The organism is Kitasatospora sp. NPDC057940, from assembly GCF_042887425.1.
Taxonomy (GTDB): Bacteria; Actinomycetota; Actinomycetes; order Streptomycetales; family Streptomycetaceae; genus Kitasatospora.
On sequence record NZ_JBHVPH010000005.1, the window covers coordinates 113,894 to 129,796 of the forward strand.

Here is a 15,903-nt window from a genome sequence, read left to right on the forward strand (position 1 = left end):
GCGGTCAGGGGGTGTCGGTGCGCTTTTCGAGCCGGGTGCCGTGGCGCAGGGTGAGCGACATCAGGTCGCTGGGGCCGTCCAGTTCGAGGCGGTGCCAGCGGCCGCGGGGGACGACCACGGCGCTGCCGGCGGGCAGCGGCACCATCTCGTCGACGCCGCCCCCCGCGCCGTCGCCGTCCCCGCCCGCGGGGCGGAGGTAGAGCCGCGCGCCGCCGGTGAGGCAGCACACCGCCTCGTCGGCCTCCGGGTGCATCTCCCAGTGGTCGGCGTGGACGTCGGCGTCGGTCTCCACGTGGAAGGCGCCGAGGTGCCAGGTGCCCGGCGCGCCGCCGGCCATCTTCCGCTCGGCGGCTCGGACTTCGCCGTCGGGGTGGAAGTGCAGGGCCGAGGCGAACAGGTCGACGGCGGTGGGCGTCATGGCGGTGTTCCTTCCGGTCAGCAATTTCTATACGCGTAAGAAAACTAACCCCGGACGGCCACCGCTGTCGACCCCTGGGGAATGATGGGCCCATGCCGACCGCACCCCGCAGGACCTCGGGCCGACCGCCCCGCATCTCCCGTGAGCAGGTCGTCGAGGCGGCCCGCCGGATCGTGACCGAGGAGGGCGTCGGCCGGCTGACCATGCGCCGCCTCGCCTCCGAGGTCGGCAGTACGCCGATGGCGCTCTACCACCACGTGCGCGACAAGGAGGAACTGCTCGTCCTGCTGCTGGACGACTACGCGGCGCGGACACTGCGCCGGCCCGAGCTGCCCGCCGACCCGCGCGACCGCGTCGTCGGGTCCGCCGCCGCGATCCACGAGGCGCTGGCCGGCTGCCCCTGGATCGTCGAGGTGCTGACCGCCGACGACCTGATGTCCGCGGCCGCCCTGTGGTTCGTCGAGCAGATCGTCGACGGCCTCACCGCGTGCGGCCTCACACCGGAACGCGCCGTACAGGGGTACCGCACGATCTGGTACTACACCGCCGGCGAGCTGGTGGTCCGGGCGGCGGCGGCCCGGCGGCGCGCGGACGACGAGCGCGCCACCTACCGGGAGCAGGTGTTCGCCGACCTCGACCCGGACGAACTCCCCCGCCTCGCCCAGGTCGCGGACCACTGGGCCGCGCTGACCACCGACGACACCTACCTGAACGGCCTCCGCGCCCTGGTCGACGGCCTCGTCGCCGCCCGTTGACGCCTCGGCCCGCAGGCCCCGGCGTGCCTCAAGCACGTTCCGGGAAGCGGGGCTTGGACTTGCCGTCGCCGAACGGGCCGGTCGAGTGCTGGAGCGAGTGCAGGATGGCGAGGCCCTGGCTGACGATGCCCGCCGCCATCTGGTTGACCCCATCGCTGCCGTTGAGGACGGTGAGTTCGGCTCCGGACATGCCCCGGGCCGCCGCGTCGGCGAGGGCCGGCAGGTTCTCCACGATCCGGTTGGCCGCGATCAGCTCCTGGTTTCCGCCGCGCAGGGAGTCGGCCCGGGCGGTGTTGGCGTCCGCCTGCGCCTGGGCGAGCGCCCGCTCGCTGTAGGCACTGCCGTCCGCCTCGAACTTCACCCGGTCGCGCGCGGCCTCGGCCAGCGTCCGCTGCCGGTAGGCCTCGGCGTCCGCCGGGCGCCGCACGTCGGCCTCCAGTTGCTGGGCGGCCAGCGCGGCGCGGCGCTGGGCGAGCGCGGTCTGCTCCTCGATGACGTCCTGGGAGGCCCGGGCCTCGGCGAGCGGCCCGGCCTGGGCGGCCCGGGCCCTGGACTGCTCGGTCTCGGCGAGGAACCCGGCCCGTTTGATCGCGGTGTCGCGCTCGTACTCGGCCTTCAGCGCGGCCGCCTGCTGCTCCCGCTCGGTGGCCTCCTGGTCCGCCTTGGCCTGGGCGATCCGGGCCTGGCTGGCGACCGCCGCCGCGTGCGGCGCGGCCAGGTTGTCGATGTACCCGGTCGAGTCCTCGATCTCCTGGATCTGCAGCGCGTCGACCACGATGCCGAGCTTCTCCATCTCGCCGTGGCTGCCCGCCATCACCTCCTGGGCGACCCGGCTGCGCTCCCGGATGATCTGCTCGACGGTCAGCCCGCCGATGATCGAGCGCAGGTGGCCGGCGAAGATCCGGCCGACGAGCTCCTCCATCTGGTCCTGTTCCGAGAGGAAGCGGCGGGCCGCGTTGGCGATCGACACGGCGTCGTCGCCGACCTTGAACACGCAGACCGCGCGCACGGTGAGCCGGATCCCCTGCTGGGTCACGCAGTCCTCGGCGATCTCCGCCTCCCGCAGGGCCAGGGACAGCATGCGGACCTTCTGCTTGACCGGCAGGACGAGGCTGCCGTGCCCGGTGACGATGCGGAACTGGGTGTCCTGGGCCTGGTGCTTGGACCCGGAGATGAGCATCGCCTCGTTGGGTGCGGGAACGTGCCAGAAGAACATGACCGACCACCTGACCAGCTGGGATCCGAAACCGCGACTAGGGCGGCAACAGCTCGACGATCACCGAGCGGGCCGAGATCGCGTCCACCACGACCACCCGGACGTCCCGGCCGACCGGCTCCGAGCACCAGGCCGCGAACACCTCCGAACCGCCCCGGAGGGCGACCAGGACCTCGCCCGGGCCGCCCGCCGGAATGGGCACCGTCACCTTGCCGACGGCTCCGACCGGGCTCTGCCGGGAGTCGTCGACCGCGGGCATGCTCTCTCGCGCCACCGGCGCCTCCGGTTCCCGCGTCGCACCACACCTGCGGCAACCGCCGACGGCGGCGGTGCCTCGACCCCTTCCACGGTACTCCGGCAACCGGTCCGCCACCGGCCGTCGCCGGAGCGGACCGAACCGCCGCCGAAGGGGGCCGGACCGCCGCCGGAGCGGGCCGGACCGCCCCCGGTCAGGGCACGGCCAGGGCGACCGCGAAGCCGTGGTCCGGGATGTCGAGGAAGCGCCGGTTGAACCGGACGAAGGGCTCGATGAGCAGGTCCACGAAGACCAGGAAGGCCACCGTGCCGATGCCCACCGGGCCCCCCAGCAGCCAGCCGCAGAGCAGAAGCACCCCTTCGATCAGCCCCTTCGCGCACCAGAACGGCCAGGTCCAGCGGTGCCGGATGGTGATCGCCAGCAGGTCGATGGCCCGGATGCCGAAGCCGCTCATGATGATCAGCGCCGAGGCGTAGGAGCACAGCAGCGCGCCGAGCAGCATCAGCGGGTAGCTGCTCAGCCCCAACCAGGCGGCCGGCCGCAGCCATTGGAAGAGGTCGATCAGGCTGCCGCACAGGAAGAAGGTCACGAAGGGCGAGACCACCGGGCGCTTGCGGTTCCACGCCGCCCACGCCCCGATGCACACCACCGCGACGGCCGCCTGGCACAGGCCGATGGTGAGCGGCAGGTGCTTGAGCACGCCCAGCGAGAAGACGTCCAGCGGGTCGGTGCCCAGATCGGACTGGATGAAGAAGTGGGCGCCGGTCGAGAAGACCACGCAGCCGGCCAGGTACACCAGCGCCCTGGGCAGTAACTCGCCCAGCCGCCAGGGCTTTCCGTTCGGATCGACGTCAGGGGGACGGTGGGACGCCATGGGTTCCTCCAGGGGGACGGGCGTCCGGCCCGTTGCCGTCCCCAGAGGCGCGGAGGCGGGCAGCGGCGCGGACACCGGGCTGTTCGGAAGCCGGGGCCCGCCACCGAACTCCCGTCGCACAGAAGGAAGTTCGACGAAGGGCCGCGGTCAGCCGCCGCCCGACGCCGTCACCGCGGCCGGTTCAGGCGAGCGACTGGTAGGCCAGGAAGCCGCCGAAGAGGATGACCCCGATCCCGGCGACCAGGTCGACGCCCTTCAGCAGCCGGGCGCTGAAGCGCCGGCGGAACACCACGACGCCCGTGCTCAGCAGGGTGAACCACAGGAGCGTGCCGCAGCCGACGCCGACCAGCATGGACACCGAGGCGGGCAGCGTCCCGGTGACGTTCGCCGCCGTGGCCGCGGCGAAGGCGGCGGCCCAGTAGCCGATCGTCGCCGGGTTGGAGGCGGTGGCCGCCAGCGCCGTACGGAACGCCGCCAGCGGGCGGACCACTTCGGGGTTGCGCTCGTCCTCGGTGGCCGCCTGGACCCGGAAGGCGGAGCGCAGCGAGCGCGCGCCGATGTACACCAGCACGGCGGCCCCGGCCAGCCCCAGGGCCGTACGCAGCGCGGGGACGTCCAGCAGCCTGCCGACCCCGGCGAGGCCCAGGCCGGCGTAGGTGATGTCCACCAGGGCCGCGCCCAGGCCGATCGCCCAGCCGGTCGGGAAGCCGTCGCGCAGGACGCTGCGCACGCACAGCAGGCCGATGGGGCCGAGGGGCAGGGCGACCAGGAAGCCGAGGCTGAGCCCGGCGAACCATGCGGGGAGGATGTTCACCGCGCTCCCCCGCAGGTCACCGCGATCATTCCGGTCCGATGAAAGCCCCGGTGAAGGTCCCGGCGAAAGCCCCGGTGGAAGTCCCGGCTCAAGGCCCGGCGGAAGGCCTGGTGCGAGCACGTGCGCGACAATTCGCTCTGCCCCTCGTCACAACACCCGCCGATCAGGTCACTCGACGAGCTCCGATATGCCGAACCGTACCTCATCCCCTTCGGCGGGACTGAGATCTTCCGGCGCGTAGAACAGCTCGTACACATTGGTCGACAACAACTGACCGAGCCTGGTCAGCGCATACACGTCCGTGCCCCGTTCCTCCAGCCAGCCCTTGTCGATGAGCTGCTCGATCTCCGCCCCGAAGACGGCCTCCATGGTGACGCCGAACCGGTCGTGGAAGTCCGGCCGGTTGACCTCGCACATCTTGAGGCCGCGGATCATGACGCGGCGCATTTCCTGTTCCTTGGTGAGGTACGTGGCGAAATCCAGCGGAATTTGACCGCTTCCGACCATCTCGTAGTACTTCTTGAGCGGCTTGACGTTGACGAACAGCCGGTCGTGGATCACGCTCTTCGACGAGACGCCGAATCCGATCATCGGCCAGGTCCGCCAGTAGTACTCCAGGAAGCGCGAGTAGTCGGCGCAGCGGTCGGGGTGGTAGTACCCCGTCGAGCTGCGCCGGGCGAAGCCCGCCGCCTCCAGCGCGTCGATGGCGTACTCGTACATCCGGCGCTCGTCCTGCGCCGAGGGGAGCGCCATCTTCCCGGACGTGATGAGCGAGTGGAACGCCGTCTTGGGCCAGATCTCCAGGCCGTAGGCCGTGATGCAGGCCGGTTCGAGTTCGATGGCCCGGTCGACGCTGCGCTTCCAGTCGTCCACGGACTGGCCGGGCAGCGGGAAGATCAGGTCGATGTTGGTGTGCGTGAAACCGCCGTCGACGACGGTGCGGAAGGCGCGTTCGGCGGTGGCGAGGTCGTGCGAGCGGTTGCAGATCTCCAGCAGCCGGTCGTCGAATGCCTGGACGCCGACGCTGAGCCGGGTGAATCCGGCCTCCCGCATGCGCGCGATCTTGGCCTCGTCGACCGTCGAGGGGTCGAATTCCAGGCCGATCTCCGCGCCCTCGTTGAATTCGAACGATTCCCGGCAGGCGTCCAGCAGCCGGGCCGTCTGGTCGCCGGTGAGGATGCCGGGCGTCCCGCCGCCGAAATACACCGCGTCGACCCGGAACGCGGGGAAGGCCCGATTGGCGGCGAAGGCGCGGATCTCGCGTTCGAGCACGTCGACGTACTGGGCGAAGTGCTGCTCGTTCCGGTTGATGTAGACGGTGTAGTCGCAGAATCCGCACTTGGTGATGCAGAACGGGACGTGCAGGTAGAGCACCGCGTTCTCGGGGCGGAAGTACTCGTCGTACTCGTGGTGCCGGTACTTGAACGGGTACGTGTGGATGTTCCGTCGGATGATCTTCTCGGCCACTGCTGTCGCTCCTTCGTCGGGGCCGGCCTGGCGTGGTGGTGGACGGGTCCGGGGGCGGAGGCCGTCAGCAGAGGACCTGGAACGGGCGGACGTCGGCGGCCGCGTCGAGGGGCGGCCGGTCGTTGGGGACCACCGGGCGCCCGCACGAGACGAAGAGGTCGTCGTAGCGCGCCCGCGACCGCTCGCGGTAGTCGGCGGCGGAGCGGGCCAGCATCTTGACGACCTCCTCCGCGAGCATCAACTGGTACTGGCAGGACTCGGTGTTGAGGACGTTCACGTCGCCCGAGGCCACGTGGTTCTCCTGCCGGCAGCCCCCGCCGCACAGGTAGCGGGCCCAGCAGGACCCGCACACCCGGTGCTCGTCGACGGTGCGCCGCCACTCGGGGTGGTCCCGGGTGAGGCCCTCGGCCCCGGTGCCCACGTCGAAGCCCTGGTCGCCGACCAGGCGGTGGCAGGGGCTGACGCTGCCGTCCGGGGAGTGCGTGTAGTACGTCCGCCCGCCCGAGCAGAACGCCAGCGCCGCCGCGCCCTCGGTCACCATCTGCACGGCGCGCTCGTACTCCAGCACGCCCTTGAACCGGTTGTCGGGGGCGAACAGCCGCGGGTAGTGGACCAGGAAGTCCTTGAACTGCTCCACGATGCCGGGCTGGAGGAAGTGGTTGATGTACTGGATGCCCTTCGGCTCGGACAGCTTCCGGTCCCCCAGCGTGAGGGCGATCGGCACCGTCGTGCCCTGCTCCACCGGGTAGACGCCCGGATAGATCTGGAAGTAGTCGAAGAGGTCGAGCCCCCACAGGTCGAGCACGCTCTCCGTGAGGCTGGGCCGCGCCGTCGCGATGGTCATCCGGGCCACCAGCGTGACGTCGTCGCCGCACGCCTCGCGCAGCCGGAACAGGTTGCGGATGATCCGGTCGTAGGAGCCCTTCCCGTTCTTGGACGGGCGGTTGGCGTCCTGGACCTCGCGGCCGCCGTCGATCGAGACCGAGACGATGAACCGGTGGTCGCGGAACAGCTCCTCGACGCCCTGGGGCATCAGGGTGAGGTTGGTCGAGATCCGGTGGACGAACTCGGTGCCCGAGCGCCCGGTGAGGTCGCGGGCGCGCTCGCAGATCTTGCGGATCACCGTGAAGTTCGCCAGCGGCTCCCCGCCGAAGAACTCGAAGCGGACCCGCTGCCCGGGCGCGGCGTAGCGGTGGATGAAGTCGAAGATCCAGGCGATCGAGTGCTCGCCCATCGCCTCGGTGATCCGGCCGTAGTCCCCGCCCTCGGCGAAGCAGTACGTGCAGGCGAGGTTGCACACGTTCGTCAGGTTGACGTTGACCGCGAAGTCGGCGCCGTCGGACAGCGCGCTCTCGCGGAGCCGGATGCGGTTGGCCTCCCGGCCGGTGGCGGCGCCGGCCTGCAGCCGCTCCCAGGCCCGCCGCTCGTCCACCCGCAGGTGGTCGACGCCGGAGGCCAGCCGCTCGGCGGTGTCCGCCGGGGCCAGCAGCAGCCGGTGGCTCCCGGTGATGAGGACGGCCGACAGCTCGTCGCTGAACGGCAGGACGCGGTAGTCGGTCCCGTGCCGCATCGGTCCCGCCTGCTCCGTCGTGCTCGCGGGCCCGGTCATGACCTGGCGCGGGGCTGGAAGAGCGGCAGCGGCGAGACGTCCTCGTTCAGCGTTCCGGCGGAGGCCTCCACGGTCGGGAAGTGCGCGCGGTCGAAGACCTGGTGGAGGCTGGAGGTGCACTGCGGCGGTACGGCCACCTGGACGCCGACCTCGCCCGCCGTGCTCTTGGCCGCGATGTACCGGAAGCTCTCCTGCGGGGCCAGGTCGATGACCTGCCAGCCCTGGTCCGCGGCCGGGTCGCCGTAGCGGCGGTGGTAGGCCCGCACCGGCGCGGCGGAGGTGTTGCGCACCTGGACGTGCAGGGCGCGGACGTCGCCGTGCCAGTCGAAGCGGGCCAGGTCCAGGCCCTCGGCGGCGGGGGGTTGCGGCACCCGGGCGCGCGGGCGGGCGTCGGGCAGCAGGACGATCGGCGAGCGGGCGCCGCAGCCGACGCAGGCGCCGGCCGCGTCCAGGCCGACCAGGTCGGCGTTCAGGCCGTAGCGGGTGATCTGGAGCTGCCCGCACCGGTGGCACCAGGTGTTGGTCGACTCCGTGTCGTACACGTTCCCCAGGTAGACGTGGTTGAGCCCCATGTCCATGGCGACCTTGCGGGCCCGCTCCAGCCGGTCGACGGGGGTGCGGATGGTGTTGGTCATCTTGTAGTCCGGGTGGAAGCGCACGAAGTGCGTGGGCACGTCGGGGCTGAGCCGCTCGCCGACGAACCTCGCCATGTCCCGGGCGGTCGCCTCGTCGTCGCTGAGGTCGGTGACCATCAGCGTGGAGACCTCGACGTGCTTCCCGGCCCGGAACACCTGCTCGGTGCCCTCCAGGACCGGTTCCAGCCAGCCCTTGGTGATCTTCCGGTAGTACTTCGGGTCCAGGGACTTGATCGACACCGAGAAGATGTCGATCACCGGGATCAGCTCCTCGATCGCCTCGCCGCTGATGAAGAACGCGGACTTGTAGAGGTTGACGATTCCCGCCGCCTTGGCGAGGGCGGCCGTCTCCACCACGAACTCGTGCCACACCACCGGGTCGTTGTAGGTCCAGGAGATCACCTTCACGCCGTGCCGGACGGCGATGTCCACGACCTCCTCGGGCGTGTAGTGGTAGACGTCCTTGTCCTCCACGTGGCGCGCCTGCGACGTCTTCCAGTTGTGGCAGTAGTCGCAGTTGAGCATGCAGCCGACGTTCCCCATCGAGAGGATCCGGGCGCCGGGCGCGTAGTGGAACACCGCCTCGGTCTCGATGGTCTCCTCGGTGGCGTGGACCGAGCGCCCGTAGTTCAGGGTCACCAGGCGGCCGTCCCGGTTGGCCCGGACCATGCAGAATCCGTGCTGGCCGGGGCGGATCCGGCAGTTCCGGGGGCTGAGATGACATCGGACCACGCCGTCGTCCAGGCGTTCCTCCAGCCTGGCGGGGCGTGGTTCCTTGTCCCAGGTGTTCTGCGACATGGCTGTTCCTTCCGTGCGGTGGTACGGACACGGTGGTACGGAGGCGGTGGTGCGGCAGCGGCGGTGACGGGCCGGTCCCGGACGGACCGGGCCGGACGGGCAGGGGCGGGCGGCCCGGCGCGGTCGTCCGCACCGGGCGGGGCCCTCCGGATCAGGCCGTCGCCGGAGGAGGTGCGGTCAGGTGCGCGGGGCACGCCGGGACGGGGCGCGCCGGGGCGGCGCGGTCGGGAGAACCGAATTCCCGCACTGTGGTGTGGAATTCGACATCGGCCCGCCCGTACATCCGCCCGTGGCCCGGAACGCCGCTGTCCCGGTGTCTCGCTTTCACCGGGCGGGCCGGTTCCGCGCGGGTTTCCGCGGTCACGAACGTCAAGCGGATCTCACTTTCCCTCATGACGAAGCCACTGCTGAGAAAAACGCCTCGTGAAGAGGCCGAAGCGGAGCGGGAGTTCGGTGAGAAATTCGCCAACTGCGATGAGCTTCGGCGTACGGGCTCCCGCCTGTCAAGAAGTCCGCGTGCCGCCCGATCCGGCCAACACCGCGAAGCGGACAGCGCCCTCCGGTCGCGGCGGGGCGCAGGTTAGGCAAGCCTCACAAACGGCGATCTCGCGCCTGCCCAGCGGGTTCCCGGGCCGGGGAACGGCGGGGGCCGATCCGGCGGGGCGGCGCGGCCGGGATCGCCCGATGTGGGAGGAGGGCCGAAAATCGCCGCCGGTCGGTGGAACACCTGCTGTCACAGGGACGATCGGCCGCCCCACCCGCCGCTCGTCGAGCACCGGTAAAGGCGGGCCCGAGGGGGGGCGTGCGGAGCGGCCGGGGCAACAAGCTGACGGCTGCTGGGAATTCAGGGGGCGGTGGGACCGGCCGGGGAGAGGATCCGGGAGAGGCCGAACTCGAAGCGCTCGGTGAAGGCGGCGTCCTCCAGGTGCGCGGCGACCCGGGCAAGCGCCGGGTAGTCGCCGCCGGCGAGGGCCGGGCCGAGGGTGTGCACGCCGTCCTGGGCGGCCAGGGCCTGCTCCTCCTGGGCCAGGCCGAGAGTCAGGTACTGGATGGTCCAGAACACCCAGGACGCGCGGCGCTCGTCCAGTCCGCCGTCGAGGAGCGCGGCGATCATCGCGTCGGTGAAGCGCAGGGTGCCGGGCTCGGCGGCGTAGGTGCCGGCGACGATGACCGCGCCGTCGCGGTGGGCCAGCAGACACCGGCGGTAGCGGTGGGCGAGCTCGCGGGCCCGTTCGTGCCAGGGCGCGGGCAGGTCGTCGAGCGGGATCTCGCCGACGATCGCGTCCGCCATGAGTTCCAGCAGGCGGCCCTTGGTCTTGGCGTGCCAGAGCACCGTGTTCATCCGGACGCCGAGCCGTTCGGCGACGCCGCGTACGGAGACGGCGGCGGCGCCCTTGTCGTCCAGCAGGTCGAGGGCGGCACGGACCACCGTGTCGGCGTCGAGCGGGGTCCGGGGAGTGCCCGGGGCTTGCTTCTTGGTCACTGACCTAGTCTACTGGAGCCACGTCATTGGTCACTGACCAAGAGGGGAATGGACCATGGAACAGGTCGTCATCGCCGGCGGGGGCCCGGTCGGGCTCTGGCTCGCCTCCGAACTCCGGCTGCAGGGCATCGAGGTCACCGTGCTGGAGAGCCGCACCGAACCCGACCCGCACTCGCGGGCCACCACCGTGCACCCGCGCACCCTGGAACTGCTGACCTCCCGCGGCCTGGTGGAGCCCTTCCTCGCCGAGGGCGTCCGCATCCCCGGCGGGCACTTCGCCGCCCTGCCGCCCCGGCTGGACTTCAGCCGGCTGGACACGCCGTACCCGTTCACGCTCGCGCTCCCCCAGGTGCGCACCGAGGAGCTGCTGGCCGAACACCTCCGCTCGACCGGCGCCCGGCTGCTGCGCGGACACCGCGTCACCGGGCTGGACCAAGGCGACGACGCGGTCACCGTCCACGTCCACGGCCCGGACGGCCCCTACCGGCTGCGCACCGCCTACCTGGTCGGCTGCGACGGCACCCGCAGCACCGTGCGCGAGGCGGCGGGCATCGGCTTCCCCGGCACCCCGGCCAACGCCTGGGCCTGGATGGCGGACGCCGTGCTCGACGCACCGCCGCGCTGGCGCTCCGTCGCCAACGAGCAGGGCACCGTGATGGTCTTCCCGCTGCCCGGCGGGGTGCACCGGGTGGTCGGCAACGACACGGCGACCGTCCACACCAAGCCCGGCCCGCTGACCTTCGAGCAGCTGCGCGCCAAGGTCCGCGAGATCACCGGGACGGACTTCGGGATGCGCGAGGCCGGCTGGATCTCCACCTTCGGCAACGCCTCCCGCCAGGCCGACCGGTACCGGCACGGGCGGGTCCTGGTGGCGGGCGACGCCGCGCACTCACACTTCCCGGCCGGCGGGCCCGGACTCAACGTCGGCATGCAGGACGCCGCCAACCTCGGCTGGAAACTCGCCCGCACCATCACCGGCGCCGCCCCCGACGGCCTGCTCGACAGCTACCACGCCGAGCGCCACCCGGTCGGCGTGGAGCTGCTGCGCTCCACCCACGCCCAGTCCGGGCTGATGACCGACCACTCGCGGACGACGCTGGCCCTGCGCGGCCTGCTCGCCGAACTCATCACCGGCGTCCACGAGTTCTCGGACGAACTGGCCGGCCGCGCGGCCGGCCTCGCGACCGCCTACCCGGCCGACCCCGCCGACGGGGCGCACCCGCTGACCGGCTCCCGGGCGCCCGACCTGAGGCCCGCCGGGCCCGCGGACGGCACCGGCCTGTTCACGCTGCTGCGCCCGGGCCGCCACGTCCTGCTCGACCTCACCGGCCGGGCCGGCGCCGGGTTCGCCGCCCTCGCCCACGCCACCAGCCCGGGCGTGACGGTGCACAGCGCACCGCTCGCCACGTCGCGGCCCGCCTGGCGCGGCGTCACCGCCGCCCTGGTCCGGCCCGACGGGCACCTGGCCTGGCTCACCGAGGAGCAGCACCTCCCCGCACTGGTCACGGCCGCGCACGCGGCCGTCACGGCGACGACCGCCCGCCCTGCCGCCGCGGTCCCTCTACGCTGAGGACCGGTCGGCGCCGGCCGCTCGCACAGGTCCGCGGCCCCCCGGCCGCCGACCTGATGCCGCTCACCACCACCCGGCCAGCCGCCGCGCCCGCACCGGAGCCGCCCGATGACCACCCTCCACCTCGGCGTCGACGCCGGCGGCAGCCACACCCGCGCCGTCCTCCTGGACGCCGCGGGCGCCGTCCGGGGCCGCGGCGAGAGCCCCGGCGCCAACCCCGCCGGAGAGGGCCCGGAGCCGGCGCTCGACCGGCTGGCGGCGGCGGTCACGGCCGCCCTCGACGGGCGCGGCCCCGGCCGCATCGCCGCCTGCCTGATCGGCCTCGCCGGGTACCGCGCCCTACCGGACCCGGACGCGTTCGCGGAGCGCTGCCGGGCCGCCCTCGGCCTCCGCCACCCGGTGCGACTCGTCCCCGACACCGTCCCGGCCCTGGCCTCCGGCGGCGTCACCGACGGCCACGGCACCGTCCTGATCGCCGGCACCGGCGCGATCTGCGTCCGGCTCGCCGGTGCCCGCACGCTCGCGCGCACCGGCGGGCTCGGCTGGCTGCTCGGCGACGAGGGCGGCGGCTTCTGGCTCGGCCGCGAGGCCCTGCGCCACGCCCACGCCGACCCGGCCGGCCCACTCGGCACCGCCGTCCGCGCCCGCTGCGCCGCCGACTCCCCCGACGCCCTGGTCCACTGGGCCTACGCCGGCCCGCCCCGCCGGCTCGCCACCCTCGCCCCGCTGGTCTCCCGGCTCGCCGCGCAGGGCGACCCGGCCGCCCGCGCCATCGCCGACACCGCCGCCGACCACCTGGCCGGCCTCGTCCGCGCCACCGCCGCCCCCGCCGAACCGCTGGTCCTCACCGGCTCGGTGGCCACCGCCCCCGGCCCGATCCGCGAGCGCCTCCACCACCTCCTCGCCGACCTCCACCCCCGCCCGCCCCGCACCGACCCCGCCACCGCCGCCGCCCACCTCGCCGCCCGCCTCGCCGCCGGGCGGTAACCGGCCCGGACGGATCGCCAACCCGGCCGCGCCCCACCGGAAATGGCATGCACGCCACTAGCCAACCGGTCAGTAACGCCCCTACCGTCGAGCTCCCGTGGCTTCGACGGAGGAGCTCCCCTTGCGCCTACGCCCCCACCCCCTGCGCTTCCCGGCCGCCGCCGTCGCGTCGGCCCTGCTCGTCACCGCCGCCCTGACCACCACCCCCACCGCCGCCGCGCCCGCCGCCCCGACCGCCACCGCGGCCGACTACTGCGGCGGCCACTGCCGGGACATCCTGCCGCCCGGCGAGAACGGCAACGCCACGCTCGCCGAGATCCTGCTCAACCGGATGTTCGGCAGCCGCCCCGCCCACACCGACGACCAGCTCGGCCCGTACGCCGCCCTCGCCTCCGGCTACCCGGGCCTGACCGAGGCCAAGCTGCGCGACTTCTTCAACGACGCCTCCTTCGGCGTCCCCGCCGACCAGGTGGCCAGCACCATCAGCCCGCGCGCCGACGTCACCATCGTCCGCGACAAGGCCACCGGCGTCCCGCACATCACCGGCACCACCCGCTACGGCACCGAGTACGGCGCGGGCTACGCCGCCGCCCAGGACCGGCTGTGGGTGATGGACCTGTTCCGGCACGTGGGCCGCGGCCAGCTGTCCGGCTTCGCCGGCGGCGCCGCCGCCAACCGCCAGCTGGAGCAGAGCTTCTGGCAGGCCGCGCCCTACACCGAGGCGGAACTGCAGCAGCAGATCGACGCCCTGGCGGCCCGCGGCGGCCGGGCCGCCCAGGCCCTCACCGACGCGAACGCCTACCTCGACGGCGTCAACCAGTACGCCAAGGAGTCCTACAACGCCCGCACCTTCCCCGGCGAGTACGACCTGACCGGGCACATCGACCCGATCACCAACGCCGGGTCGATCGAGCCGTTCAAACTGACCGACCTGGTCGCCCTGGCCTCCGTGGTCGGCGCCCTGTTCGGCTCCGGCGGCGGCGGTGAACTCGCCTCCGCCCAGGTCAAGTCGGCCGCCGAGGCCCGCTACGGCAAGGACGCCGGGGACGCGGTCTGGAAGTCGCTGCGCGAGGCCGACGACCCGGAGGCCGTCCAGACCCTGCACGACGGCCAGCGCTTCCCCTACGCCCCCGTCCCCGACGCCCCGCAGGGCCAGGCGCTGCCCGACCCCGGCTCGGTGGTGCCCGAGCGGATGATCTACGACGCCACCGGCACGGGCGCCGGCGCGGCGAAGACCGCCGCCCCGGGCGTGCTGCCCGGCAACCTGCTCACCGCCAAGCACGGCATGTCCAACGCCCTGCTGGTCTCCGGCGCCCACACCGACGACGGCCACCCGGTCGCCGTGTTCGGCCCGCAGACCGGCTACTTCGCCCCGCAGCTGCTGATGCTGGAGGAGATCCAGGGCCCCGGCATCAGCGCGCGCGGCGCGGCCTTCGCCGGCCTGAGCTTCTACGTGCAGCTCGGCCGCGGCCAGGACTACGCCTGGAGCGCCACCTCCGCCGGGCAGGACATCACCGACACCTACGCCGTCCCGCTCTGCACCACCGACGGCTCCCCGGCCACCACCGCCGCCAACTCCTACCTCTGGCACGGCCAGTGCGTCCCCTTCGACCGGCTGGAACGCAAGAACACCTGGAACCCGACCACCGCCGACTCCACCGCCGCCGGCTCCTACACCCTGATGATGTACCGCAGCAGGTACGGCCTGGTGACCGCCCGCGGCACGGTCGGCGGCGCCCCCGTGGCCTTCACCTCGCTGCGCTCCACCTACCGGCACGAGGCGGACTCCATCATCGGCTTCCAGGAGCTCAACGACCCCGGCGCGGTGCACGACGCGGCGAGCTTCCAACAGGCGGCGCAGGACATCAACTACACCTTCAACTGGTTCTACGCCGACTCCCGCGACATCGCGTACTACAACTCCGGCAGCAACCCGGTGCGCGCCCCCGGGGTCGACGCCGGCCTGCCGCTGCGCGCCGAACCGGCCTACGAGTGGGCCGACTTCGACCCCGTCACCAACACCGCCCGGTACACCCCGGCGGCCGAGCACCCGCAGTCCGTCAACCAGGACTACTACATCTCCTGGAACAACAAGCAGGCCGACGGCTTCACCTCGGCCGGGTTCGGCAACGGCTCGGTGCACCGCGGCAACCTGCTCGACGACCGGGTCAAGGCGCTGCTGCGCAACGGCGGCAAGGCGAGCCGGGTCTCGCTCACCCAGGCCATGGCGAGCGCCGCCCTGACCGACCTGCGCGCCGAGGACGTCCTGCCGGACCTGATCCGGGTGCTGCGCAGCGCCCCCGTCACCGATCCGGCCGCCGCCACCGCGCTCCAGCAGCTGGAGGCCTGGCTGGCGGACGGCGCCCAGCGCAAGGAGACGTCGCCCGGCAGCCACGGCTACGCGGACGCCGCCGCGATCCGCGTCCTGGACGCCTGGTGGCCGCTGGTCGCGGAGGGCGTCATGCGGCCCGGCCTCGGGGACCAGCTGTTCACGGCCCTGACCGGCGCCCTGCAGATCAACGAGTCGCCCTCCGGCGGCCAGACCGGCCCCGGCAGCGGCGGCCCGGTGAGTGCCAACGAGGCGATCCCGCACAAGGGTTCGGCCTTCCAGTACGGCTGGTGGAGCTACCTGGACAAGGACCTGCGGTCCGTCCTGGGCGACCAGGTGGCCGGCCCGCTGGCCCGCCCCTACTGCGGCGGGGGCGATCTGGCCGCCTGCCGGGGCGTGCTGCTGGACACCCTGAAGCGGGCGGCCGCCCAGACCCCGGCCCAGGTCTACCCGGGCGACGCGGACTGCTCCGCCAGCGACCAGTGGTGCGCCGACACGATCATCCAGCGTCCGCTCGGCGGCGTCACGGACGACAGGACCACCTGGCAGAACCGTCCGACCTACCAGCAGGTGGTGCAGTTCCCGAGCCACCGCTGAACCTCGCGGACGCCCGCCGGTGCCCCCGCCCACCCCGGGCGGGGGCACCCGCGTGGAAGACAGCGCCCCGGGCCCGACGGGCGGGGACGGGGCGC

The 15,903-nt window shown here is 72.9% G+C and carries 13 protein-coding genes; 4 read left to right on the top strand and 9 right to left on the bottom strand.

Going from position 1 to position 15,903, the window contains the following annotated elements; translation table 11 throughout:
- Positions 1-4 precede the first annotated feature (4 nt).
- The gene (locus ACFVTF_RS10840) at positions 5-418 is read right to left on the bottom strand and encodes a cupin domain-containing protein (protein ID WP_387811929.1); all 414 of its coding nucleotides are present in this window, start codon (positions 416-418) and stop codon (positions 5-7) included.
- Between the two features lie 92 nt (positions 419-510).
- Here ACFVTF_RS10840 and ACFVTF_RS10845 point away from each other — a divergent pair, with 92 nt between their 5' ends.
- Positions 511-1,173: a TetR/AcrR family transcriptional regulator gene (locus tag ACFVTF_RS10845; RefSeq protein ID WP_387811932.1), complete on the top strand. Its 663-nt coding sequence runs from the start codon at positions 511-513 to the stop codon at positions 1,171-1,173.
- Between the two features lie 28 nt (positions 1,174-1,201).
- On the opposite strand, the gene ACFVTF_RS10850 is transcribed toward ACFVTF_RS10845, so the two are convergent.
- From ACFVTF_RS10850 to ACFVTF_RS10885, 8 genes are all read right to left on the bottom strand, one after another.
- Positions 1,202-2,389 (bottom strand): SPFH domain-containing protein, encoded by a 1,188-nt coding sequence (locus ACFVTF_RS10850; protein ID WP_387811935.1) that lies wholly within the window; start codon positions 2,387-2,389, stop codon positions 1,202-1,204.
- A gap of 37 nt (positions 2,390-2,426) precedes the next feature.
- Positions 2,427-2,663: a hypothetical protein gene (locus tag ACFVTF_RS10855; RefSeq protein WP_350880803.1), complete on the bottom strand. Its 237-nt coding sequence runs from the start codon at positions 2,661-2,663 to the stop codon at positions 2,427-2,429.
- A 175-nt stretch (positions 2,664-2,838) separates the two neighbouring features.
- Positions 2,839-3,519 (bottom strand): YitT family protein, encoded by a 681-nt coding sequence (locus ACFVTF_RS10860; protein WP_387811937.1) that lies wholly within the window; start codon positions 3,517-3,519, stop codon positions 2,839-2,841.
- A gap of 181 nt (positions 3,520-3,700) precedes the next feature.
- Positions 3,701-4,333: a LysE/ArgO family amino acid transporter gene (locus tag ACFVTF_RS10865; RefSeq protein WP_387811939.1), complete on the bottom strand. Its 633-nt coding sequence runs from the start codon at positions 4,331-4,333 to the stop codon at positions 3,701-3,703.
- Positions 4,334-4,501: 168 nt separating this feature from the next.
- Entirely contained in the window at positions 4,502-5,800 is a 1,299-nt protein-coding gene (locus ACFVTF_RS10870; RefSeq protein WP_380339643.1) for a coproporphyrinogen-III oxidase family protein, read from the bottom strand.
- Positions 5,801-5,864: 64 nt separating this feature from the next.
- The gene (locus tag ACFVTF_RS10875) at positions 5,865-7,370 is read right to left on the bottom strand and encodes a radical SAM protein (protein WP_387811942.1); all 1,506 of its coding nucleotides are present in this window, start codon (positions 7,368-7,370) and stop codon (positions 5,865-5,867) included.
- 35 nt (positions 7,371-7,405) lie between these two features.
- The gene (gene amrS / locus ACFVTF_RS10880; RefSeq protein WP_387811945.1) at positions 7,406-8,842 is read right to left on the bottom strand and encodes an AmmeMemoRadiSam system radical SAM enzyme; all 1,437 of its coding nucleotides are present in this window, start codon (positions 8,840-8,842) and stop codon (positions 7,406-7,408) included.
- Positions 8,843-9,686: 844 nt separating this feature from the next.
- Positions 9,687-10,325 (bottom strand): TetR/AcrR family transcriptional regulator C-terminal domain-containing protein, encoded by a 639-nt coding sequence (locus ACFVTF_RS10885; protein WP_387811948.1) that lies wholly within the window; start codon positions 10,323-10,325, stop codon positions 9,687-9,689.
- Between the two features lie 55 nt (positions 10,326-10,380).
- Here ACFVTF_RS10885 and ACFVTF_RS10890 point away from each other — a divergent pair, with 55 nt between their 5' ends.
- The 3 genes from ACFVTF_RS10890 to ACFVTF_RS10900 all read left to right on the top strand — a co-directional run bounded on the left by ACFVTF_RS10890 (position 10,381) and on the right by ACFVTF_RS10900 (position 15,808).
- A complete protein-coding gene (locus tag ACFVTF_RS10890; protein WP_387811951.1) occupies positions 10,381-11,895 on the top strand; it encodes an FAD-dependent monooxygenase in 1,515 nt (504 codons plus the stop codon).
- A gap of 108 nt (positions 11,896-12,003) precedes the next feature.
- On the top strand, positions 12,004-12,882 hold the full coding sequence (locus ACFVTF_RS10895) for an N-acetylglucosamine kinase (RefSeq protein WP_387811953.1): 879 nt from the start codon (positions 12,004-12,006) through the stop codon (positions 12,880-12,882).
- A 121-nt stretch (positions 12,883-13,003) separates the two neighbouring features.
- A complete protein-coding gene (locus tag ACFVTF_RS10900; RefSeq protein ID WP_387811956.1) occupies positions 13,004-15,808 on the top strand; it encodes a penicillin acylase family protein in 2,805 nt (934 codons plus the stop codon).
- Positions 15,809-15,903: the final 95 nt, after the last annotated feature.

What these genes read in the sequence shown, in the direction of transcription:
- ACFVTF_RS10845 (WP_387811932.1), top strand. Translation starts at nt 511, where the DNA reads ATGCCGACCGCACCCCGCAGGACCTCGGGCCGACCGCCCCGCATCTCC.
- ACFVTF_RS10860 (WP_387811937.1), bottom strand. Translation starts at nt 3,519, where the DNA reads ATGGCGTCCCACCGTCCCCCTGACGTCGATCCGAACGGAAAGCCCTGG.
- ACFVTF_RS10895 (WP_387811953.1), top strand. Translation starts at nt 12,004, where the DNA reads ATGACCACCCTCCACCTCGGCGTCGACGCCGGCGGCAGCCACACCCGC.
- ACFVTF_RS10840 (WP_387811929.1), bottom strand. Translation starts at nt 418, where the DNA reads ATGACGCCCACCGCCGTCGACCTGTTCGCCTCGGCCCTGCACTTCCAC.
- ACFVTF_RS10875 (WP_387811942.1), bottom strand. Translation starts at nt 7,370, where the DNA reads ATGCGGCACGGGACCGACTACCGCGTCCTGCCGTTCAGCGACGAGCTG.
- ACFVTF_RS10850 (WP_387811935.1), bottom strand. Translation starts at nt 2,389, where the DNA reads ATGTTCTTCTGGCACGTTCCCGCACCCAACGAGGCGATGCTCATCTCC.
- ACFVTF_RS10890 (WP_387811951.1), top strand. Translation starts at nt 10,381, where the DNA reads ATGGAACAGGTCGTCATCGCCGGCGGGGGCCCGGTCGGGCTCTGGCTC.
- amrS (WP_387811945.1), bottom strand. Translation starts at nt 8,842, where the DNA reads ATGTCGCAGAACACCTGGGACAAGGAACCACGCCCCGCCAGGCTGGAG.